Annotated in this window: 22 protein-coding genes; 9 read left to right on the plus strand and 13 right to left on the minus strand. The window is 60.9% G+C overall.

Annotated features, from left to right (window positions below; translation table 11 throughout):
* Positions 1-125: 125 nt before the first annotated feature.
* Genes ftsX through ftsY form a run of 3 tightly spaced genes read right to left on the minus strand, consistent with a single transcriptional unit; the run spans position 126 to position 3,398 of the window.
* On the minus strand, positions 126-1,079 hold the full coding sequence (ftsX, locus tag ACJ8HB_RS14315) for a permease-like cell division protein FtsX (protein ID WP_033636680.1): 954 nt from the start codon (positions 1,077-1,079) through the stop codon (positions 126-128).
* Positions 1,069-1,740 (minus strand): cell division ATP-binding protein FtsE, encoded by a 672-nt coding sequence (gene ftsE, locus ACJ8HB_RS14320; RefSeq protein ID WP_004934337.1) that lies wholly within the window; start codon positions 1,738-1,740, stop codon positions 1,069-1,071. The genes ftsX and ftsE overlap by 11 nt, the downstream gene beginning before the upstream one ends.
* A 5-nt stretch (positions 1,741-1,745) precedes the next feature.
* Positions 1,746-3,398 (minus strand): signal recognition particle-docking protein FtsY, encoded by a 1,653-nt coding sequence (ftsY, locus tag ACJ8HB_RS14325; RefSeq protein WP_094860103.1) that lies wholly within the window; start codon positions 3,396-3,398, stop codon positions 1,746-1,748.
* Positions 3,399-3,640: 242 nt separating this feature from the next.
* On the opposite strand from ftsY, the gene rsmD reads away from it, so the two are divergent.
* On the plus strand, positions 3,641-4,261 hold the full coding sequence (gene rsmD, locus ACJ8HB_RS14330) for a 16S rRNA (guanine(966)-N(2))-methyltransferase (protein WP_033636678.1): 621 nt from the start codon (positions 3,641-3,643) through the stop codon (positions 4,259-4,261).
* Positions 4,251-4,523 carry a DUF1145 family protein gene (locus tag ACJ8HB_RS14335; RefSeq protein ID WP_004934327.1) on the plus strand — a complete coding sequence of 91 codons (273 nt, stop codon included), beginning with the start codon at positions 4,251-4,253 and terminating at the stop codon, positions 4,521-4,523. The genes rsmD and ACJ8HB_RS14335 overlap by 11 nt, the downstream gene beginning before the upstream one ends.
* A gap of 3 nt (positions 4,524-4,526) precedes the next feature.
* On the opposite strand, the gene ACJ8HB_RS14340 is transcribed toward ACJ8HB_RS14335, so the two are convergent.
* Entirely contained in the window at positions 4,527-4,883 is a 357-nt protein-coding gene (locus ACJ8HB_RS14340) for a DUF2500 domain-containing protein (protein WP_047569794.1), read from the minus strand.
* A 159-nt stretch (positions 4,884-5,042) separates the two neighbouring features.
* Between ACJ8HB_RS14340 and ACJ8HB_RS14345 the strand changes: the two genes are divergently transcribed.
* The gene (locus ACJ8HB_RS14345; RefSeq protein WP_033636676.1) at positions 5,043-5,669 is read left to right on the plus strand and encodes a lysoplasmalogenase; all 627 of its coding nucleotides are present in this window, start codon (positions 5,043-5,045) and stop codon (positions 5,667-5,669) included.
* A 42-nt stretch (positions 5,670-5,711) separates the two neighbouring features.
* Here the strand turns inward: ACJ8HB_RS14345 and ACJ8HB_RS14350 are convergent, their stop codons facing one another.
* Both ACJ8HB_RS14350 and ACJ8HB_RS14355 read right to left on the minus strand, forming a co-directional pair.
* Positions 5,712-6,089, minus strand: coding sequence for an AprI/Inh family metalloprotease inhibitor (locus ACJ8HB_RS14350; RefSeq protein ID WP_038874139.1), 378 nt, complete (start codon positions 6,087-6,089; stop codon positions 5,712-5,714).
* A gap of 55 nt (positions 6,090-6,144) precedes the next feature.
* Positions 6,145-7,608 (minus strand): serralysin family metalloprotease, encoded by a 1,464-nt coding sequence (locus tag ACJ8HB_RS14355; protein WP_047569797.1) that lies wholly within the window; start codon positions 7,606-7,608, stop codon positions 6,145-6,147.
* Positions 7,609-8,289: 681 nt separating this feature from the next.
* Between ACJ8HB_RS14355 and ACJ8HB_RS14360 the strand changes: the two genes are divergently transcribed.
* Positions 8,290-10,608 (plus strand): zinc/cadmium/mercury/lead-transporting ATPase, encoded by a 2,319-nt coding sequence (locus ACJ8HB_RS14360; RefSeq protein ID WP_047569799.1) that lies wholly within the window; start codon positions 8,290-8,292, stop codon positions 10,606-10,608.
* A gap of 119 nt (positions 10,609-10,727) precedes the next feature.
* On the opposite strand, the gene ACJ8HB_RS14365 is transcribed toward ACJ8HB_RS14360, so the two are convergent.
* From ACJ8HB_RS14365 to tusA, 3 genes are all read right to left on the minus strand, one after another.
* Positions 10,728-10,943 (minus strand): type II toxin-antitoxin system RelE/ParE family toxin, encoded by a 216-nt coding sequence (locus ACJ8HB_RS14365; protein WP_052133471.1) that lies wholly within the window; start codon positions 10,941-10,943, stop codon positions 10,728-10,730.
* The gene (gene relB, locus ACJ8HB_RS14370; protein ID WP_033649649.1) at positions 10,943-11,140 is read right to left on the minus strand and encodes a type II toxin-antitoxin system RelB family antitoxin; all 198 of its coding nucleotides are present in this window, start codon (positions 11,138-11,140) and stop codon (positions 10,943-10,945) included. Before relB ends, ACJ8HB_RS14365 begins: the two co-directional genes overlap by 1 nt.
* A 61-nt stretch (positions 11,141-11,201) precedes the next feature.
* Complete coding sequence (gene tusA / locus ACJ8HB_RS14375; protein WP_025304890.1) at positions 11,202-11,447, minus strand: sulfurtransferase TusA; 246 nt, start codon at positions 11,445-11,447, stop codon at positions 11,202-11,204.
* A gap of 220 nt (positions 11,448-11,667) precedes the next feature.
* Between tusA and ACJ8HB_RS14380 the strand changes: the two genes are divergently transcribed.
* The 3 genes from ACJ8HB_RS14380 (at position 11,668) to ACJ8HB_RS14390 (ending at position 13,447) form a co-directional block, all read left to right on the plus strand.
* Positions 11,668-12,327 carry a 7-cyano-7-deazaguanine/7-aminomethyl-7-deazaguanine transporter gene (locus ACJ8HB_RS14380; RefSeq protein WP_033636672.1) on the plus strand — a complete coding sequence of 220 codons (660 nt, stop codon included), beginning with the start codon at positions 11,668-11,670 and terminating at the stop codon, positions 12,325-12,327.
* 41 nt (positions 12,328-12,368) lie between these two features.
* Complete coding sequence (locus ACJ8HB_RS14385; RefSeq protein WP_047569800.1) at positions 12,369-12,803, plus strand: GNAT family N-acetyltransferase; 435 nt, start codon at positions 12,369-12,371, stop codon at positions 12,801-12,803.
* An 80-nt stretch (positions 12,804-12,883) separates the two neighbouring features.
* Entirely contained in the window at positions 12,884-13,447 is a 564-nt protein-coding gene (locus ACJ8HB_RS14390; RefSeq protein WP_033636670.1) for a DcrB family lipoprotein, read from the plus strand.
* Positions 13,448-13,482: 35 nt separating this feature from the next.
* Here ACJ8HB_RS14390 and glpC read toward each other — a convergent pair whose 3' ends face one another.
* From glpC to glpA, 3 genes are read right to left on the minus strand one after another with little or no spacing between them, the layout of a single operon-like run.
* Entirely contained in the window at positions 13,483-14,682 is a 1,200-nt protein-coding gene (gene glpC / locus ACJ8HB_RS14395; protein WP_033654019.1) for an anaerobic glycerol-3-phosphate dehydrogenase subunit GlpC, read from the minus strand.
* Positions 14,679-15,947 (minus strand): glycerol-3-phosphate dehydrogenase subunit GlpB, encoded by a 1,269-nt coding sequence (gene glpB, locus ACJ8HB_RS14400; RefSeq protein WP_047569803.1) that lies wholly within the window; start codon positions 15,945-15,947, stop codon positions 14,679-14,681. The genes glpC and glpB overlap by 4 nt, the downstream gene beginning before the upstream one ends.
* Complete coding sequence (gene glpA / locus ACJ8HB_RS14405; RefSeq protein ID WP_047569806.1) at positions 15,937-17,586, minus strand: anaerobic glycerol-3-phosphate dehydrogenase subunit A; 1,650 nt, start codon at positions 17,584-17,586, stop codon at positions 15,937-15,939. Before glpA ends, glpB begins: the two co-directional genes overlap by 11 nt.
* A gap of 364 nt (positions 17,587-17,950) precedes the next feature.
* Here glpA and glpT point away from each other — a divergent pair, with 364 nt between their 5' ends.
* Together glpT and glpQ are read left to right on the plus strand one after the other, a co-directional pair.
* Positions 17,951-19,306, plus strand: a complete 1,356-nt coding sequence (gene glpT, locus ACJ8HB_RS14410) for a glycerol-3-phosphate transporter (protein WP_033636663.1) — start codon at positions 17,951-17,953, stop codon at positions 19,304-19,306.
* Between the two features lie 82 nt (positions 19,307-19,388).
* On the plus strand, positions 19,389-20,468 hold the full coding sequence (glpQ, locus tag ACJ8HB_RS14415) for a glycerophosphodiester phosphodiesterase (protein WP_041037198.1): 1,080 nt from the start codon (positions 19,389-19,391) through the stop codon (positions 20,466-20,468).
* A 54-nt stretch (positions 20,469-20,522) separates the two neighbouring features.
* Here the strand turns inward: glpQ and yigL are convergent, their stop codons facing one another.
* A complete protein-coding gene (gene yigL, locus ACJ8HB_RS14420) occupies positions 20,523-21,320 on the minus strand; it encodes a sugar/pyridoxal phosphate phosphatase YigL (protein WP_047569808.1) in 798 nt (265 codons plus the stop codon).
* Positions 21,321-21,323: the final 3 nt, after the last annotated feature.

Raw genomic sequence — 21,323 nt, forward strand, 5'->3', positions numbered from 1 at the left:
CGAGAGTGCAGGCCGATAGGGAATTTGTGCGCTAAGAAGAGAGGTGTTGTGCTGACTTCGCTTGAGGTCACTCTTCTCCCGCAACGCGATCAAAAGCAGCAGGAGAAGAGTATACCAAAAAAATCTTACTGTGGTGTAAATCGGCGTAAATGTTGCACCGTCGCCAGCCAGGCGGCGATCCAACCGATCATCGCGGAGATGATCAGCAGCAACAGCGCCTCGTCCCAGCCCAGCCCGTGCAGGGTGAAGGTGGTGCCGAACACCTTGGCCACCCCGGCGACCACCGACTCCAGCTGCCACACCAGCGCGCCGGACAGCACCAGCGACAGCAGCGCGCCGGCAAAGCCGAGCATCGCCCCGCCGTTAAGGAACGGCCGCAGGATAAAACCGTCGGTGGCGCCGATCAGCTTCATCACGTTGATGGTGTCGCGGCGGCTGAAGATGCTCAGACGCACGCTGTTGCCGATCACCAGGAACACCGCCACGATCATCAGCACGCCGATGATCGCCGCGATCTGGCCCGCCAACCCGGTCAGTGCCGCCAGGCGGGCAAACCAGCTGTCATCCATACGCACTTCTTCCACGCCCTGCACCGCCGCCACGCGATCGCGCAGGGTGTTGAGGGTATCCGAACTCTGGAAGCTCATCTTCGGCGTAACGATCGCCACCGCCGGCAACGGGTTCTCTTCCAGCATGTCCAACGCGCCGCCAAAGCCCGACCAGTTGCGGAACTCGCCGCGCGCTTCTTCACGCGACAGGTAATTCACCTTCTCCACGCCGGCTTCCGCCTTGATGGCGTCGAGCACTTTCAGCGCCGCGTCGTCGTCGAGCGATTTATCCAGGTAGACCGTCAGCTGCGGCGTCGGGTACCACTGGCTGGCCGCGGTGCTGACGTTTTTCCACACGATGTAGCACACGCTCGGCAGCGTCAGGGAGATGGCGATCACCATCACCGTCAACAGCGTCGCCAACGGCTGGCGCAGCATGTCTTTGATGGCGTTCATCCAGGCGTAACGCCACTGTTCGCGCCAGCCGCCGCGCAGCGCCTTGCTCTTGGCGGTTTTTGCGTTATTGGCCATGGTGAGCGCCCCCTTGCATGCGGCCCTGGCTCAGCGTCAGGATGCGGTAATTGCGGCGGGCGATAAGCCCAGTGTCGTGCGTCGCCATTAATACGGTGACACCGACGCGGTTGAATTCTTCAAACAGGCGCAGAATGCCTTCCGACAGCGCGTCGTCCAGGTTGCCGGTCGGTTCATCCGCCAGCAACACCGCCGGCTTGTTCACCACCGCACGAGCGATGCCCACGCGCTGCTGCTCACCGCCGGACAGTTGAATCGGGAAGTTCTTCGCTTTATCCAGCAAACCGACCTTGTCCAGCGCGGCGGAGACGCGGCGGCGGATGTCTTCGGTACTGGCACCGGCGATGATCAGCGGCATCGCCACATTGTCATACACCGTGCGATCCAGCAGCAGGTGGTGATCCTGGAAGATCATGCCGATCTGCCGACGCAGGAACGGCACCTCGCGGTTTTTCAAACGACTGATGTCGTGGCCGCCAAACCAGATGTGGCCGGCGCTGGGCCGTTCGATACCACAAATCAGTTTCAGCAGGGTACTTTTCCCCGCGCCGGAATGGCCGGTCAGAAACGCCATTTCCGCCGGGCGCAGATGGAAATCGACCCCCTGCAGCGCTTGTCGTCCGCCCAGATAAGCTTTACTGACCTGTTCAAAGCGAATCATCCGTATTAATCCTCTCGGGCAAAAAGTGCCTCAATAAAATCGTCAGCCTTAAACGGCCGCAAATCTTCGATGCCTTCCCCAACGCCGATATAGCGAATCGGGATACCGAACTGATCGGCGATGGCGAAGATCACCCCGCCCTTGGCGGTACCGTCCAGTTTAGTCAGCGTGATGCCGGTTAAGCCCACGGCCTCATTAAATAATTTCGCCTGGCTGACCGCATTCTGGCCGGTGCTGGCATCGAGCGTCAGCATAACCTCATGGGGGGCCTGGTCGTCCAGTTTTTTCATGACGCGGACGATCTTCTTCAGCTCTTCCATCAGGTGCGATTTGTTCTGCAGACGGCCGGCGGTATCGGCGATCAAGACATCGATGCCGCGCGCCTTGGCGGCCTGCACCGCATCGAAGATCACCGAAGCGGAATCCGCCCCGGTATGCTGCGCCACCACCGGAATGCGGTTGCGTTCGCCCCACACCTGCAGTTGCTCCACCGCCGCTGCGCGGAAAGTATCCCCCGCCGCCAGCATCACCGACTTGCCTTCCGCCTGGAATTGGCGCGCCAGCTTGCCGATGGTGGTGGTTTTACCCACGCCGTTCACGCCGACCATCAGAATGACATACGGGGTTTTCCCGCTGACATCCAGCGGCTGATCGACCTTGGCCAGAATTTCGGACATTTCCTCCTTCAGCTTGCCATACAGCGCTTCGGCGTCTTTCAGCTGCTTGCGGCTGGCGTGCTGGGTCAGGGAGGTGATGATCTTGCGCGTGGTCTCCACGCCGACATCGGCGATCAGCAGCTGTTCTTCCAACTCGTCGAACAGGTCGTCGTCGATCTTTTTACCGCGGAACAGCCCCATAAAGCCGGAGCCGAGGTTTTGCTTGGTTTTCAGCAGGCTGCGCTTCAGGCGAGCGAAGAAGCCCTCTTTGGTCGGCCGCTCCTGCTCTTGCGCAGCGGCCGGCACCACAGGTTCAAGCGGCGCTTCTTCTTCCGGCTCCGGTTCTGGTTCGACGACCGGCTCGGGCTCGACAACCGGCTCGGGCTCGACGACCGGCTCAGGCTCAACAACTGGCTCGGGCTCAACGACCGGCTCGGGCTCGACAACCGGCTCAGGTTCAACCACCGGCTCGGGCTCAACAACTGGCTCGGGCTCAACCACCGGCTCAGGCTCAACAACTGGCTCGGGCTCAACCACCGGCTCGGGCACAACGACAGGCTCAGGCTCAACGACCGGCTCAGGCTCAACGACAGGCTCAGGCTCAACGACCGGCTCAGGCTCAACGACCGGCTCAGGCTCAACGACCGGCTCAGGCTCGACGACCGGCTGCTGCTGCGCCACTACCTGCTCGGTCACGCTGACAATCTCTTCGGCCAACGCTTGCGCCGTCGGGTGTTCGGCCGCCGCCGGCAGGTTTTCCGCGATGGGTTCGCCGGCCTGGCCGCTATCCCACTCTCCCGGGGTGTCGACGGAGGCGGCAGGTTCAGATTCCTGGGCGGGGAGCTTGTCATCCAGCTTGGCGGCGGCCGGTTCAGCCGGCGTCTCCGCGGCCTGAGGCTCCGCCTGCTCTACCGGCTGCTCAGGTTGCTGTTGCTCTTCTTCCTTTTCCTTCTGGCCAAACCCCAGCCAGGAGAAAAACCCACGTTTCTTATCTTTTGCCATGTTATGACTCTACTCCGTACCGAAGGCTCGCTTACCCTACATACCTGAAGGATATATGCTGACAATAATCCGCCGAGTCTATCACTTTCCCTCGCGCAGCAACACGCATCCGGCATGCTTTCCGGTGTGAAATCAGACAACAAAGTTTTACCGTTCCCCCCGAAGCCCGTCACCGGTAGAATAGGGGCAACTTTTCGTTAACCTCTACGGCTCCGCGCCGCAAAAGAAATCAAACAACGCTTATGACAAGACTCTCGCCACGGGCGGCGGCCAAAAAACCGCCCCAGGCCGCAGCCGGACAGATCCGCATCATCGGCGGCCAATGGCGCGGTCGCAAGCTTCCGGTGCCGAACAGCCCGGGGCTGCGCCCCACCACCGATCGGGTGCGCGAAACCCTGTTCAACTGGCTGGCGCCGGTGATTCAGGGCGCGCGCTGCCTGGACTGTTTCGCCGGCAGCGGCGCATTAGGGCTGGAAGCGCTGTCGCGCTACGCCGGCAGCGCCACGCTGTTGGAATTCGAACGGCCGGTGGCGCAGCAGCTGGAAAAAAATCTGGCGCTGCTGCAGGGCAAGGGGGTGGTTATCAACACCAACGCGCTGAGCTGGCTGGCGGGCGAGGGCCAACCGTTCGACGTGGTGTTCCTCGATCCGCCGTTTCGCAAAGGCCTGCTGGCGGAGACCGCATTGCTGCTGGAGCAGCGTGGCTGGCTGGCCGACGAGGCCTGGATCTATGTAGAAGCCGAGGCGGAAAGCGCCGCGGCGGACGTGCCTGCCAGCTGGCAGCTGCACCGGGAGAAGGTCGCCGGCCAGGTGGCCTATCGCCTTTATATTCGTTCGCAAGAGAAAACCGACCATGCTGATTAATCTGGGCCGCCTGCTGATGCTGTGCGTGTGGGGCTTCCTGCTCTCTAACCTGTTCCATCCTTTTCCCAAGCCGCTGAAGTATTTCATCGATGTGGCGCTGTTCTTTATGGTGGTGATGCACGGCCTGCAGCTGGTGCTGTTGAAATCCACCCAGCCGAAGGATCAGCCAATCAGCTACTGGCAAGAAGCCAAGATCTTTATCTTTGGCGTGTTCGAGCTGCTGGCCTGGCAAAAGAAACAGCCGCCCATCAAGAAGAAATGACCGCTACGGCTGAACGCTGAAAGAGACGAAGCGCGTGCCCTGCATGTTCAACGTGCCCTGCGCGCCTTTTTCTATCGGGTTGTATTGCCACTGTTTCAGCCGAAGCGTGATGTCTTCACCGCCCTGGTTCGGGCTGAACACTACCTCGTAATACATCGGCTCATTGACCAGCGGTTCGCGCTGCGGCGCGCGGGTTTTGGCGACCGGGAAGCTGCGCTTGTCGCTCACCGTCACCTGCAGACTGCGCATCGGCGCGCGATCGTTTTCCGCCTCCCGCTGGCGCTGCTTGAAGTAGCGTTGCGTGGCCAGCACGGCGATCAGCGCAATCACGGCGACAAAAAATAACGGTGGTTTGCTCATCGGTTTCCCATTTCCTTCACGGCCAAATCGGCGTAAACATAGCATTCTCAAGAAAGCATTGTCGATCGTCGGCAGGCTACCTACACTGAAATAAGAAGTGACATTGGTGACAGTTTGGAGCCGGTTGTTGCGGCTCCCTCATGCATAAGGAAGACATAAATGAGTTGGCCGTTCCTTGCCGTATTCTTTTCCGGTTGGCTGTTCGTCGACGCCTCATACCGTGGCCCGCGCTGGCAGCGCTGGGTGTTCAAACCCGTCACGCTGCTGCTGCTGTTGCTGTTGGCCTGGCAGGCGCCGGTGCTCGGCGCCGCGGGTTATCTGATCGTGCTCGGCCTGCTGGCGACGCTGATCGGCGACGCGCTGCTCCTGTTGCCGCGCGAGCGGGTGCTGTACGCCATCGGCGCCTTTTTCCTGTCCCATCTGCTGTATACCCTGAGCTTCGCCAGCCAGATGACGTTTAGCCTGTTCTGGCCGCTGCCGCTGGCGCTGCTGGCGATCGGCGCGTTGCTGCTGGCCACCCTTTGGACCCGGCTGGAAGAGATGCGCTGGCCGATCGTCACCTACGTGGCGATGACGCTGCTGATGGTCTGGCTGGCGGGCGAGCAATATTTCCTGCGCAGCACCGATTTCGGCTTCTCGCTGCTGACCGGCACCTCGCTGCTGCTGCTGGCCAACGTGGTTTGGCTGCTCAACCGCTACCGTTTCACCTTCCGCGCGGCGGACGCCATCGTGGCTTTCTGTTACTTCTCCGGCCACTTCCTGATCGTGCGTTCGCTCTACCTGTAACTCTCTGCCGCGGGTTCGGCGCGCCGAACCCGTTTTTCATTATCAAGCCAGGGCTTTCAACGTCAGGGCATCATCGGCGCCCAGCTGATTGCGATACAGATCGCCGTCGCGCGAGAAGAACGCCAACGTGCTGCCATCCGCCCGCAGCAGAGCGATGCCGTCCGGCGCCGGGCGCCAGCCCACGACTTCCGCCGCAAACACGCTTTGCAAACACCGTTGCCGATCCACCAGCTGATAGCCGTTGGTTTCACTTTGCTCATTCGCCAGAAACTCGATTTGGCATTGCCGCTCGCTGTCGGCCACCTGCCATTGCCCCGCCAGCGACTGCGCGGTCGGCAGCGCCAGGCTGCCGGCCATGACCGCACTCGTCACCATCATGCCGCCCGCCGCCAAAGCGGTGCGCGTTAAAGTACCTTTCATACCGGGCTCCCGCATCACGCCCGGCCGAGACTGCGCCGGGCGTTCCGTTGCTGTGTTACACGATAAAGTCAGTGGCGACGTCAACCTGGCCGACGATTTTCACCAGGAAGTCCGGCGCCTGATGGCCACCGATATTCACCGACAAATCGGTCACGTTGTTGGAAGCGTTGTAGCTCAGCAGCGCTTCGCCGGCCGTGCCGCTGAAGTGATCGACGAAGTGAATGAAATCGCTGCTCTGCGCCTCTTTGTTGAAGAACGACAGGTCAATTTTGTCGATCCCTTTCTGGAAGTCGCGGATCCAGTCTGAAGCGCCCGGTGCGGAATCGCCGGCGGCAGAGAACACGAAGATGTCTTTGCCGGCACCGCCCCACAGCTCATCCGCCCCGCCGCCGCCGAACAGCACGTCGTTACCCGCGCCGCCTTTCAGCACGTTGTTGGCCGCGTTGCCGACGATCACGTCGTTGCCGGAACCGCCAATGGCGTTCTCGATGGTCACACCGGCGGCGATCGAGACGTTGCCCTTCAGGCCGCCCACGTCGGAGAACGATTTCTCGTTCAGATTGATGCGCTGGTTAGCGGTGTAACCGGAGAAATCGAAGGTATCGTTACCGCCCGCATCCCAGGCCGCAAAGATCACTTTCTGCGAGTTGCTGGTGGTGCTGAGGAAGTCGCGACCGGTGTTGGAGTTAAAGCCGTACACGGTGTCGCCGGTGCGGGTCGACAGGTTGGCGCCATACAGATGCTGAATGGCGGCAATGTCATCCAGCAGCGGAGCCGCGGCATAGTGGCCGCCATTGTCGCCACCGGTGTTGGTTTCACTCCAGTAGCTCATCAGGCTGAACTGGCGGGTATCCTCCGCATAGGTGACGTCGCGATAGGTCGGGTTACCCTCACCGGCGTTGTAGTCGCCCGGGTGGCTCAGGCCCAGCGCATGGCCAATCTCATGGGTGAACGTCTGACGGCCGTAGTCTTCGGTCGCCGGATGCTTCACGTTGGATTGGTTGACGTTGTACCAGGTCTGGCCGCCCAGATCCTGGCCCTGCCAAATGGTGTTCGGCAGGAAGGCGTAGGCCTGGGTGCCGTAATCATAGTGGCCGGGACGATCCTGGCTGTAGTTGCCGAAGGTGATGTTGGCCTTTTGTCCGGCCGCCACTTCGGTGAAGGTGATATTGGCGACGTCGGCCCAGGACTGCAGCGACAGCTTAGCCTGCTGCTGCTGTTCCGCGCTGAACTTGCTCAGCCCGGTGTCGCCGGCGACGTTGGTGGAAGAGAACTTATAGTCCGGGAAGGAGAAGGTTAATTTGACCGGCTGGCCAAATACCTTGTAACCGTTCCAGGTTTGGTTCTCACGGGTAATAAACAGCCCAGCTTGCTCGTTAGAAAATGAATCCTTGCCATTAATCTGAATCCCGTTGCCCCGCTCATGATAATGCAGCATGTCGTCTACAGCATCGTAGCCAGTTGTCGCGGCCGCAAGGCTGGATTCAGTAATTTCAATTGCCTTTTTAGTAGATTGCATTGGTTCGATTCCACTCATTACCTGATTGATATCAATCAGACAGATAGACATAACCTCCCCGTAAGCCACGGTTAATGAACCTCAGGCTTGCTGGAAGGGGCTTATGCGCCGTTGCCGGCAGTGTGTTAGGTAGAATTAATGCATATATATCAGCAAATAAGATCACCATTAAAAATGGTAATCGATTCCAATTATAGGCAGGGTCGCAAAACTGCACATAAAATAATCAACCATTTATTATCGCAACGAAAGTTTGTTATGCTGCTTTTTTGGCTTCTTTACAAAACAAATGAAACTTGATGAGGAGAAGTTGGCACCAAACTTCAATAGCAATGCGGCCTGCAGACTCAAGCGAATCATGCTGGCTTTCCCCAGGGCAAAAGGTAAATTTTGCTAAAGCGTTATAGATTAATAACTCTTTATTATTAGGTCGGGCGATTTTTTAGTTTCTATAGGAATATTATTTTCTTATTTAAACTATCGGCGGCGAGCCTGTTTCCCCAAATAGGGGATAAGAAAAGCCGATAGATTAAAATTCGCATTATTCATTATTGAATGAATCCCCCTTTCTACGCTTGAACGCCGTTAGCAATAATTCTCATCCGGCGCTTGACTCTGGAGTGGACTCCAAGGTGTAGAGTCAACTGAGCAAACCCGTTTAACAGCCCGAAGGGGGACGTTATGCACAATCAGCAAAACCTTAATCATCAGGAACATCACCACGCCGAAGACGGATGCGGCTGCAACCACAGCCACAGCAAAACGCAGCATGGCTGCAGCAGCGAACCGAAAAACGCCGCCGCGCAGGCCGAACAGGCCCACCATCATCACGAGCATGGCGATAGCGGCTGCTGCGCCGCCACGCCCGACGATCCGGACGAGGAAAGCGACAGGCTGGCTGCCGCTCCCCCTTCCGGCAGCCAACGTTTCAGTTGGAAAGTCACCGGCATGGACTGCCCCAGCTGCGCCAAGAAAATCGAAAATGCCGTCACCGCACTCCCCGGCGTCGACAGCGCGCGGGTGCTGTTTGCGACCGAGAAACTGGTAGTCGACGCACAGTCCGACATCAGCCTGCGGATCCAGGACGCGGTCGCCCAGGCCGGCTTTACCCTGCTCGGCACTCAAAACGCCAAAGCCGCCGCGCCGAAAACCTCACGCTTCGGCGAATTCGCACCGCTGCTGCTGTTAACTACCCTGATGGTCGTCAGCTGGGTACTGGATCGGGTTAACCCGGAGCTGGGGCGCATCGCCTTTATCGCCACCACGCTGGTCGGATTGGCGCCGGTCGCCGCCAAGGCGCTGCGTTTGATCCGCTCCGGCACGCCATTCGCCATCGAAACGCTGATGAGCGTGGCGGCCATCGGCGCGCTGTTCATCGGCGCCACCGCCGAAGCGGCGATGGTGCTGCTGCTGTTTATGGTCGGCGAACTGCTGGAATCCTATGCCGCCAACCGCGCGCGACGCGGCGTGACGGCGCTGATGGAGCTGGTGCCGGAAGACGCGCTGCTGCTGCAAGGCACGGAACGCAAACGCGTGCCGGTCGCCAGCCTGCGCCCTGGCGACGTGATTGAAATCGCGCCCGGCGGGCGCCTGCCGGCCGACGCCGAGCTGCTCAATCCGTTCGCCAGCTTCGACGAAAGCGCCCTGACCGGCGAATCGGTGCCGGTCGAGCGCCAGCAGGGCGAGAAAGTGGCCGCCGGCAGCCTGTCCGTCGATCAGGCGGCGCAGATGAAGGTGATCTCCGAGCCCGGCAAAAACGCCATCGACCGCATTTTGCAGCTGATTGAAGAGGCCGAAGAGCGCCGCGCGCCGATCGAACGCTTCCTCGATCGGTTCAGCCGTTATTACACCCCGGCCATTATGCTGCTGGCCGTCGCGGTGATCCTGCTGCCGCCGCTGCTGTTCTCGCAGCCGTGGGATACCTGGATCTATCGCGGCCTGACGCTGCTGCTGATCGGCTGTCCGTGCGCGCTGGTGATCTCGACCCCGGCGGCCATTACATCCGGGCTGGCGGCCGCCACGCGGCGCGGCGCGCTGATTAAAGGCGGCGCGGCGCTGGAGCAACTGGGCCAGATACAAACCATCGCCTTCGATAAAACCGGCACCCTGACCGAAGGCAAGCCGATGGTGACCGACGTGCTGCCGATAGGCACACTCACTGAACAGCGGCTGCTGCAGCTTGCCGCCGCGGTGGAGGCCGGCTCACATCACCCGCTGGCGCAGGCGATCATCAACCGCGCCGCTGCAAGCGGGGCCGAGTTGCCGCTGGCGCAGGCGCGCCGCGCGCTGGCCGGCGTCGGCGTGGAAGGGATCGTGGACGGCAAAACCGTGCTGATCAGCGCGCCGGGCAAGCTGGCGCCGGGCCTGCTCGACGTTCAATGGCAGAGCCAGGTAGACAAGCTGGAAAACGCCGGCAAAACGGCGGTAGTGGTGCTGGAAGACGGCGCGCCCATCGGCTTGCTGGCGCTGCGCGACACGCTGCGCAGCGACGCCAAACAGGCGATAGCCGAACTGAACGCGCTGGGTATTCGCGGCGTGATGCTGACCGGCGATAACCCGCGCGCCGCCGCGGCGATCGCCGGCGAGCTGGGCCTCGACTATCGCGCTAGTCTGTTGCCGGAAGATAAGGTCAGCGCGGTCACCGAGCTGAGCGAACTGCGCCCGACGGCGATGATCGGCGACGGCATCAACGACGCCCCGGCGATGAAAGCCTCCAGCATCGGCATCGCCATGGGCAGCGGCACCGACGTGGCATTGGAAACCGCCGACGCCGCCCTGACCCACAACCGGCTGCTGGGCGTCGCGGAGATGATCCGCATCTCGCGCGCCACCCACGCCAATATCCGGCAAAACATCACCATCGCGCTGGGGTTGAAAGGGGTCTTCCTGATCACCAGCCTGCTGGGGCTGACCGGTTTGTGGCTGGCGGTGCTGGCGGACTCCGGCGCCACCGCGCTGGTCACCGCCAACGCGCTGCGGCTGTTGAGAAAGCGCCAATAACGCGGCGCCAGGCCGGGTTCCTCAATGGGAACCCGGCATTATCGATTGCAGCGGCAATATTAAGGATATTGTCGGCGCGTATGTAAAACCCGCAACGCCCGGATGTGAGTTTCCAGCACCTAGTAAACCAGGAGATAATGGGGATGTAGGGGGATTTCATGCGTGCCGTCCACTCTGCCGCGCCGGAAAATTCGAGGATGTCTGGCGGCGGGAATGACGGCCTCCATGATGAGAACCTTCATTTTTCTGGCCGCCAGAGGGTTATCATTGGCGATGAATCCCACAATCTCCGCCAGATCCTGACGTGCGGCTCGAGTCCATTCGATGTTGAGCATTATGCCTGCTTCGCTTTGATCCTGGCTTCTGCAGCAGCGATAACAGCATCCATTTCAGCCATCACGTCATCATGAGGAATGCCGGGCCGCGGCTCATCCATGGCTTCCTGAACTCTTTCAAGAAACCAGCGCTCATAGCCCTGTGTACGTTCCTCATTTTCCATCTTGGCAACCGTAGGCAGTAGTAAAATACTCATCTTTTGTCCCCTTCGAACGCTCCCCGATCGCAGGGAGCTTATCTCACGAGGCGATTAAAAACTATACACCTTTACGTAACAGATAACGGTATGGCGCCTGCTCGGTCTCCTGCGCCACCAGCGTATGCTCCATAAAGCGGCAGAACCCCGGAATATCGCGGGTGGTGGCCGGATCGTCGGCGATAATCAGCAGCGTTTCGCCGTTGTCCATATGGCGCACGGTTTTGCGCACCATCATCACCGGTTCCGGGCAACGCAGGCCCAGCGCGTCGAGCGTCTGGTCTGCCTGGGCAAATAAGTCAGTCATGCAATTTTTCTCGTTCAAAAACGATCGGCGAACGCTCGCCGCATCTCATTAGCGCCTAGTTTACGCCGGTAGTTTTTCTGCGCAAGATGCGTTAACGTTTGCGTTAAATTTAACCATTGCATTGGTTGCGCAAACGCGTATCATGCCGCCGCGCAGCGTTTTTTGCTGTTTTGACAAGACACACTGGGTTCCCTCACCCCACTGCTAAAAAGGCTACAATATGTATTCGTTTACCGCACAGCAGCGCTTCACGGCGTTGGTCTGGCTTTCGCTGTTTCATATCGCCATCATTACCTCCAGCAACTACCTGGTGCAGTTGCCGATCACCGTTTTCGGCTTCCATACCACCTGGGGCGCCTTTACCTTCCCGTTTATCTTCCTCGCGACCGATCTGACCGTGCGCATCTTCGGCGCGCCGCTGGCGCGGCGGATTATCCTGGCGGTGATGGTGCCGGCGCTGTTCATCTCCTACGTGATCTCCACCGTCACCTATCAGGGAGAATGGCAGGGCTTCGCGGCGCTGGGCAGTTTTAACCTGTTCGTGGCGCGTATCGCCGTCGCCAGCTTTATGGCCTACGTGCTCGGCCAGATCCTCGACGTTCACGTCTTCAATCGCCTGCGCCAACGCAGCGCCTGGTGGGTGGCGCCGGCGGCGGCGATGTTCTTCGGCAATATCAGCGATACGCTGGCGTTCTTCTTCATCGCCTTCTACAAGAGCAGCGATCCCTTCATGGCCAACAACTGGGTGGAGATCGCGCTGGTGGATTACAGCTTCAAGGTGATGATCTGCCTGCTGTTCTTCCTGCCGATGTACGGCGTGTTGCTGAACATGCTGCTCAAACGCATCGCGGCGCGCAGCGGCAGCCTGCAGCCGGGCTGAGCCGTGTTATTCTGGGCGGCCCTATCCTTTGGAGGCCGCCCATGATCCCAATCGTCCGCATCGCCACGCTCGAAGAAATCCACCGCCTTTACCAACGCATCCCCGAATTCGGCGGCCTGCATAGCCTGGCCGATCTGCAGCGGCGCATCGGCGGTGCCTCCGCCAGCCTGTTGATCGCCGACATCGACGGCCAGCCGGCCGGTTTCAAACTCGGTTATCAACAGCGGGAAACGGTGTTTTACAGCTGGCTGGGCGGCGTGCTGCCGGCATTTCGTCGCCACGGCGTGGCGCAGGCCTTGTTGGCCGAACAGGAGCGCTGGGTGCGGGCGCAGGGCTATCGCCGGCTGACGGTCAAAACCCGTAACCGGTTCCGCGCCATGCTGACGATGCTGCTCGCCCACCACTATCAGATTGTTCAGCTGGAAAAGAAAGGCGAAGTGGCTGATTATCGGCTATTACTGGAGAAAAACTTGTGACAACATCTGCCTTGCATTTCAGCCTGGAATAGGTTGCGATACGACAGTGAATCCCTACCGGAAAGGAAGAAGGAAGCCCGATGCGTAAAGTAGCGAAATTGATGGGTATCAGCCTGCTGGCGCTAGGCCTCGCGGCCTGCGACGGCGACACCAAAGACACCAAGGCAGCGTCTGACGGCGCGGCGGCCAGCGCGCCGGCCGGGCAGCAGGTCAGCCTGCTGGACGGTAAACTGGCGTTCACCCTGCCGGTCGGCATGGCGGATCAGAGCGGCAAGCTGGGCAACCAGGCCAACAACATGCATGTTTACGCAGACAGCACCGGCCAGCGCGCGGTGATCGTGATCCTGGGCGACAAGACCGCCGACAGCCTGGAGACCCTGGCCAAGCGCCTGGAGAATACCCAGCGCGCGCGTGACGCCAACCTGCAGGTGATCACCAACAAGGCGCTCGACGTCAACGGCGTGCCGCTGCGTCAGTTGGACAGCATCATCACCAGCGGCGGCGAAAAAGCCTATTCCTCCGTCCTGATCGGCTCGCTGAACAACAACATGCTGACCATTCAGGTGACGCTGCCGGCGGACAATCAGCAGCAGGCGCAGGCCGAAGCCGAAGGCATCATCTCCACCCTGAAGCTGAAGCAGTAATCCCACAGAGGGCCGGCTTGCCGGCCCTCTCGTTTTTATACCAGCGCCTGCGCCAGCAGGGTGATCGGATGCTCGCAGCGCTTGCTGGTGGACATTTCTATCTGCCATTTGCAGGTCTCGCAGTCGGTCACCACCAGATCCACTCCGCTCTCTTCGATCTGCCGGAACAGCGGCGCGCCGATGCCTTGCGAAGTGGCGTAGTTCTCCGATTTGAACCCGTAGGTGCCGGCGATGCCGCAGCACTGCGAATCCAGCACCACCAGCTCCAGCCCCGGTATCTGCCGCAGCAGCTCCAGGGTGTAGGCGGTCCAGCCCATCTTCTCCATATGGCAAGGCGTGTGATAAGCCACCCGCAGCGGCGTGCGCTTCAGCGGCAGGCTGCGCCCCTGATTGATCAGGCGATAGAGATAGCGCGTCGCCAGCTCCACCCGATCGCGCACCGGAGTGGTGTCCACGTCCAGCAGATGAGGATATTCGTCGCGCAGGGTGAAGGTGCAGCTCGATGAGGTCGCCACCACCGGGATGCCGCGCTCCAGCACCGCTTCATGCAGCGACTCGGCGTTAACCCTGGCCTGCTTTTTGGCCTGCTCGATAAACCCGTTGGCGATCAGCGGCACGCCGCAGCATTTCTCGCGTTTCAGCAGCTGCACGCCGATATCCAGCGCGTTGAATACCCGGATCAAATCCTTGCCCAGCTGCGGATGGTTATAGTTGACGAAGCAGCCGTGGAAAAACGCCACCTGCTCGGCATAGCGCCGCTGAGCCTGCGCCTGTTGCCGGTACCAGCGGCGGAAGGTGCCGAACGAGTATTTCGGCAGTTCGCGACGGTGATCGATCTTCAGCGCCTTGTCCAACAGCTTGCGCACCGGTTTCAGCCCGGTGGCGGCGTTGACGATCGGCGCGAACGGCGTCGACAGCGAGCCCATGATATCGGTGTGGCTGAGGATGGCGTCGCGCAGCGTCGGCTTGCTCTGGGCGAAGTCGGCGCGGGCGCGCTGAATGATATCGCCGATTTTGACGTCGGACGGGCAGGCCACTTCACAACGTTTGCAGTTGGTGCAGTATTTCAAGGCTTCGTCGTACAGCGCCGGATCTTTCAGCCGCAGCCGCTCGCCGTCCGGCCCCGCCTGTTTTGGCCCCGGATAGAGCGGGTTCACTTTGGCGACCGGGCAATAGGTGGTGCAGACGGTGCATTTGATGCAGCTTTCAAAGCTGTGGTCCTGATGCAGGCTCATGCGTTTTCCTCCGCGGCGATCTGCTGCGCGACGTGCAGCGCACCGATCAATGACACGCCGGCGCCGCAGCCTTGCTGCAGCGGATCGTAGCCGCCGGCGACCGCGCCGATGGCGTACAGATTGTCGAACGGCATGCCCTGCTTCATCGCCCGCAGCCTGCCGTCGGTGCGCACGCCAAACTGCAAATAAGGCTGAGGCGCGAACAGCTCGCGCCGGCTCCAGTCGGAGCGATCCGCGCGGCTGTGTACGTCCAGCCCGAAGATCGGCTCGCGCACCCCGTCGAAATCCGCCACCAGCCCGTTGCTGAAGAAGCTGCCGCTGGCCAACACCACCTGCTGCGCCCGCAGCGGAATATCACCGTGGTTGCGGGTATACAGGCCCGTGACGCGGCCGGCTTCGCACTCGGCGCGCAGCACGCTGTCGCCGGGCATGAAAACGCCGCCCAGCTGTTGAAAACGCCGCCGCAGCGCCTGATGCAAGCGCATGCCGGGCACCGAAGGCGGCAGCGTCGGCAGCAGCCGGACCGGCTTGCCGACCGCATCCTGCAGCACCGCCAGCGACGCGTCGTCCTCCAATCCCAAACAGGCCGGCAGAAAGAGCGCGTCGGCTGCCCCCGCCAACCGCCGCAGTTCCTCGGCCATCGGCGGCAGACTTTCCATCAAATCCAGCACCCGGGCGATGTTTACCGCGCGGAACTCGCTGGGGTTATTGCGCAATCTGTCCAGCGCCGGCATGTGCAGATAGGCCACCTCCGTCTCTACGCCGAGCTCCCGGCTCAGAGAGTCGGCGGCCATCTGCGGCTGGAAATCGAGGAAGCCTTCGATGCCGATCACCGCAATGCGCCGCCACGGCAGTTGGCCGGTCAGCGGCAGCGTCGGGATCGCCTGCGGGCTGAGCCAGGTGGCGCGACGCGTGCCAAGCGGCGTAATGCGCAGATGGTTGTTGGCGCCCTCGCCCTGCAGGTTCAGCCCGCAGCGCTCCAACAACCGCTGCGCGGCGGCGGACAGCGCCGCCACCCGGCCGGGCCCGATCAGGGCATACGGATGCTGCGGCGCCTGCTGCGCCAGTTGCGGTAGCGCCGCCAGCGGCATTTCGACCGGCGTGCCGTCCGGCAATCTCGCCAGCAGGTCGAGCGAGCCGGAGGAGAAGTAGAGCGCGCTCTGGCCGGAACTGACCACCGCGCAGCGCTTGCCCTGTTCGGCCACGGCAATGGCGCAGCTCAGGCCCGCCAGGCCGCCGCCAATCACCACTACGTCAAATCGCATCATCCGCCTCCTGCTCCTTGTCGGCCTGGGCTTCAAGCCCGCATAGCCCCTGGTAAACCCAGCTGGTAAATTCACTCTCGCGCAGCGCGTCGCCCCAGGCGATCGGCCGTACGCCTTTCCACCGTTCGTTGAGGAACTGCGACAGCTGCGCGATGGACTGCTGCGGCGTGCTGACGTTAAAGCGCGTCAACAGCCCGGCGGCGCGGCAGGCACAGAGTTCGCCCTGGCAGGTGCCCATGCCGACGCGGGTGCGGCGGCGCAGATCCACCAGGTTATTGACGGTCAGCGAGTTGACCGCATAACGCACTTCCCCGGCGGTCACCGCCTCGCATTCGCACACCAGGCTGGTGTCGAGCCGATCGGCCGCCGGCACCTGGCTGGCGCGATCGCCGTGGCGGTAAATTGCCGAGCCGCGAATGCTGGCGGGCAGAGAAACCACGCTGCGCACCGTCTCCTCCGCCGACTGGCGGGAGCCGGGCAACGCATCCTGCGCGGTGGTGCACGGCCGGTTTACGCCAAGCTTTTCGCACACCTTGTCGGTGGCCCACTCCGCCATCAGGCGGTAGGTCATCAGCTTGCCGCCGGTGATGGTGATAAACCCTTCCAGCCCGTCGCGGGCGGCGTGATCGAGCAACACGATGCCACGGCTGACGTTGCGCCCGCTGGGGTCGTCGTCGCTGGCCACCAACGGCCGTACCCCGGCGTAGGCGCGCAGAATGCGGGTCTGCGCCAGGGTGGGCGCCAACAGCGCCCCCTCGCGGATCAGAATGTCCACTTCCTGCGGGGTCACCAGCATGTTGTCAATTTGGTCGTAGTCGATATGGGTCGAGGTAGTACCGATCAACGAGATGGTGTCGCCCGGCACCAGGATGTCGGCGTCCGCCGGTTTGCGGCAGCGGTTGATCACCATGTTGTTGATGCGGTGGCCGAGGATCAGCAGCGCCCCCTTGGCCGGGAACATGCGGATGCGCAAATCGGCGTATTCGGCGATCTGCTGGCCCCAGATGCCGGCGGCGTTGACCACCACCGACGCGTGCAGCTCATAGCGCCGCTGATTCTGATGGTCGTAAACGCGCACGCCCGTTACCCGATCGCCGCTGCGCAACAATCCCACCACCTGGTGGTAGGTCAGGATCTGCGCGCCATGCTCGCGCGCGTCCAACATGTTGGCGGCTGTCAGCCGGAAAGGATCGACGGTGCCGTCCGGCACGCGCACCGCGCCGATCAGCGCCGGGTTAGCCGCCGGCTCCAGCCGCAGCGCCAGCTGCGGGTCGATCGCTTCGGCGTTGATGTCGGCCTGGCGACAGGCGGCGATAAACTGTTGCTGATAGTCCAGCGAGTCCTGCGGCAGGGTGATGAACAGCCCATCGGTGCGCTCGATACAGTGATGAGCGATACGTTTCAGGATGCGGTTTTCTTCGATGCACTCGCGCGCCGACTCGCCGTCGGTCACCGCATAGCGCGCGCCGCTGTGCAGCAAACCGTGGTTGCGGCCGGTGGCGCCGGTGGCGATGTCGTGGCGCTCCAGCAAAATGCAGCGCAAGCCGCGCCGCGCGCAGTCGCGGGCGATGCCTGCGCCGGTGGCGCCGCCGCCGATGATGATCACATCCGTTTCGCCGCCGTCAAAATAGCTGCTCATGTCGCTCCCTCAGGATCGGTAGTTATGAGCCTATTGAGCCACGGTTATAAGGGTCTTTGTTTGATAAGGAACAAGAACGAACATCAAACGAAATAAAAATGTCCACAAAAAACCATCAATGTGATCATAATCACGATTTTTGGACGTTTTTCTATTTCATAACGTTAACGAATCGCTCAAAATCCGCCGTGGTTTCATAAAAGTGTAACAATTGCGCCATTCGTCACAGCGACACCAGGCGTATTTGACGACAATGGCGCTCGTTATGGAACACAAAAACACCACATTCGATATCCGCTCAATCATCAAATGAACGTAAAAGGTCATATTGATGTGATAACAGATAAAGCCATCGGAGGCGCTCATGTTGAGTATTTTTAAGCCGGCCGCACACATCGCCCGTGTGCCGAGCGATAAGGTAGACCCGCTCTACCGTAAGCTGCGCTGGCAAATTTTCCTGGGGATCTTCTTCGGTTACGCCGCTTACTATCTGGTGCGTAAGAACTTCACCCTGGCCATGCCTTACCTGATCGAACAAGGCTTCAGCCGCGGTGACCTCGGCTTCGCGCTGTCGGGCATTTCCATCGCCTACGGCTTCTCCAAATTCATCATGGGTTCGGTCTCCGACCGTTCCAACCCGCGAGTGTTCCTGCCTGCCGGCCTGATCCTGGCGGCGGCGGTGATGTTGTTCATGGGCTTCGTGCCGTGGGCCACCTCCAGCATCGCCATCATGTTCGTCCTGCTGTTCCTGTGCGGCTGGTTCCAGGGCATGGGTTGGCCGCCGTGCGGCCGCACCATGGTGCACTGGTGGTCGCAGAAAGAACGCGGCGGCATCGTCTCCATCTGGAACTGCGCCCACAACGTGGGTGGCGGCCTGCCACCGCTGCTGTTCCTGCTGGGTATGGCCTGGTTCAACGACTGGCACGCGGCGCTGTACATGCCGGCCTTCGGCGCCATCCTGGTGGCCCTGATCGCCTTCGGCCTGATGCGCGACACCCCGCAATCCTGCGGCCTGCCGCCGATTGAAGAGTACAAAAACGACTACCCGGACGACTACAGCGAAAAAGACGAAGAAGAGCTGACCGCCAAGCAGATCTTCATGCAGTACATCCTGCCGAACAAGCTGCTGTGGTACATCGCGGTCGCCAACGTGTTCGTCTATCTGCTGCGTTACGGCATTCTGGACTGGTCGCCGACCTACCTGAAAGAAGTGAAGCACTTCGCGCTGGACAAGTCTTCCTGGGCTTACTTCCTGTATGAATACGCCGGTATCCCTGGCACCCTGCTGTGCGGCTGGATGTCGGACAAAGTGTTCAAAGGCAACCGCGGCGCCACCGGCGTGTTCTTCATGACGCTGGTGACCATCGCCACCGTGGTGTTCTGGATGAACCCGCCGGGCAACCCGACCGTGGACATGATCTGTATGCTGGTCATCGGCTTCCTGATCTACGGCCCGGTGATGCTGATCGGCCTGCACGCGCTGGAGCTGGCGCCGAAGAAAGCCGCCGGCACCGCCGCGGGCTTCACCGGCCTGTTCGGCTACCTGGGCGGCTCGGTCGCGGCCAGCGCCATCGTCGGCTATACCGTAGACTTCTTCGGTTGGGACGGCGGCTTCATGGTGATGATCGGCGGCGGCGTGCTGGCGGTTATCCTGCTGCTGCTGACCATGCTGAACGAAAAGAAACACCACGCGGAAATCGCTGCCGGCAAGCGCGGCTAACCGTCACACGACTTTTGCATGATTTAAAGGCCGCCCTGCGGCCTTTTTACTACCCTGCCCCCAACAACACGGAGAAAACGGAATGCGGACTCAAGTCAAAGCCCTGCTGACAGGGATCATTCTCGCTACCTCAATGGTCAGCGCCGCGCAGGCGGCGGACAAAGTGGTGATCGCCCACCGCGGCGCCAGCGGCTACCTGCCGGAACACACCCTGCCGGCGAAGGCGATGGCCTACGCGCAGGGCGCCGATTACCTCGAACAAGATCTGGTGATGACCAAAGACAACGAGCTGGTGGTGCTGCACGACCATTACCTCGATCGCGTCACCGACGTTGCCGAACGCTTCCCGGACCGCGCGCGCAAGGACGGCCGTTATTACGCCATCGACTTTACGCTGGCGGAGATCAAATCGCTGAAATTTACCGAAGGGTTTGAAATCGAAAACGGCAAGAAGGTACAGGGCTATCCTGGCCGCTTCCCGATGGGCAAATCCGACTTCCGCGTACACACCTTCCAGGAAGAGATCGAATTCGTACAGGGTCTGAACCATTCGACCGGCAAAAACATCGGCATCTACCCTGAAATCAAGGCGCCGTGGTTCCACAAACAGGAAGGCAAGGACATCTCCAGCAAAGTGCTGGCGGTGCTCAAGCAATACGGCTACACCGGCAAAAACGACAACGTCTACCTGCAGTGCTTCGACGCCAACGAGCTCAAACGCATCAAGAACGAGCTGGAGCCGAAGCTGGGCATGGATCTGAAGCTGGTGCAGCTGATCGCCTATAACGACTGGCAGGAAACCTACGAGCAGAAAGCCGACGGCAAGTGGGTAGAGTACGACTACGACTGGATGTTCAAGCCGGGCGCGATGCAGAAAATCGCTCAGTATGCCGACGGCATCGGGCCGGACTACCACATGCTGGTGGTGGCGGATAAATCCAAGCCGGGCCACATCGTTCTGACCGACATGGTGAAAGAAGCGCACGCCAGCAAGCTGGCGGTGCATCCGTTTACCATCCGCGCCGATGCGCTGCCGAAGTACGTGACCAACGTGAACCAGCTGTATGACGTGATTTACAACCAGGCCGGCGTCGACGGCGTGTTCACCGACTTCCCGGACAAGGGCGTGCAGTTCCTGCAGAAGCAGGGCCAGCACAAGTAATGCCAAGGGCGCCGCAAGGCGCCCTTGTTATTTCCGAGAAACGTCCGGGTTATGTCAGAGGAACATCTTGCGCAGGTAGTGCGGCACCGCGTTATCGACGTTGGAGCCGATCACTTCCAGCTCCGGCAACATATCCTTCAAGCGCTGATGCGCGTCGCGCATGATGCAGCCCTTGCCGGCCATCGACAGCATCTCCAGATCGTTCATGCCGTCGCCGAAGGCGATGCACTCTTGCAGCGTATAGCCGATGATCTTGGCCACTTCTTCCAGCGCATGCCCTTTCGACACGCCGCCCGCCATCACTTCCAGGCAGGTCGGGAACGAGAAGCTGACGTTGACCCGATCGCCCCAGCGCGCGTTGATGGCGTCTTCCACCTGCAGCAGCCGCTCGTGATTTTCGCAGGTGAAGTAGACCTTGCAGACGCCGTCGGTTTCCAGCAGGCCCGGTTCGAACAGCTGATATTTGAACACCGACTCCTGGAAGAATTCTTCCTGCTCCGGGCTTTCGCGGTTGGTAAACCAATCATCGTTGCGGTAGACGTTGGTGGTGATCTCCGGATCGTCGTGCAGCATGCCGTACAGATCGCGGGCGATATCCTCGTCCAGGTTGTGGCTGAAAATCAGCTCGCCGGCGGTGTTGTGCACCCGCGCGCCGTTGGAGGTGATCATAAAGGCGCTGATCTCCAGGCTGTCGCGGATCTGCGCCACGTCGATATGGTGGCGGCCGGTGGCGAACACGAAATGCACGCCGCGCTGGGTCAGCAACTTCAGCGTTTCTTTGGCGTACGGCGACAGGGTATGGTCGGGAGACAGCAGCGTGCCATCTAAATCGGAAGCGACGACGTGATACATAGC

It is taken from the genome of Serratia sp. CY27727 (assembly GCF_052169275.1).
GTDB classification, from domain to species: Bacteria; Pseudomonadota; Gammaproteobacteria; order Enterobacterales; family Enterobacteriaceae; genus Serratia; species Serratia sarumanii.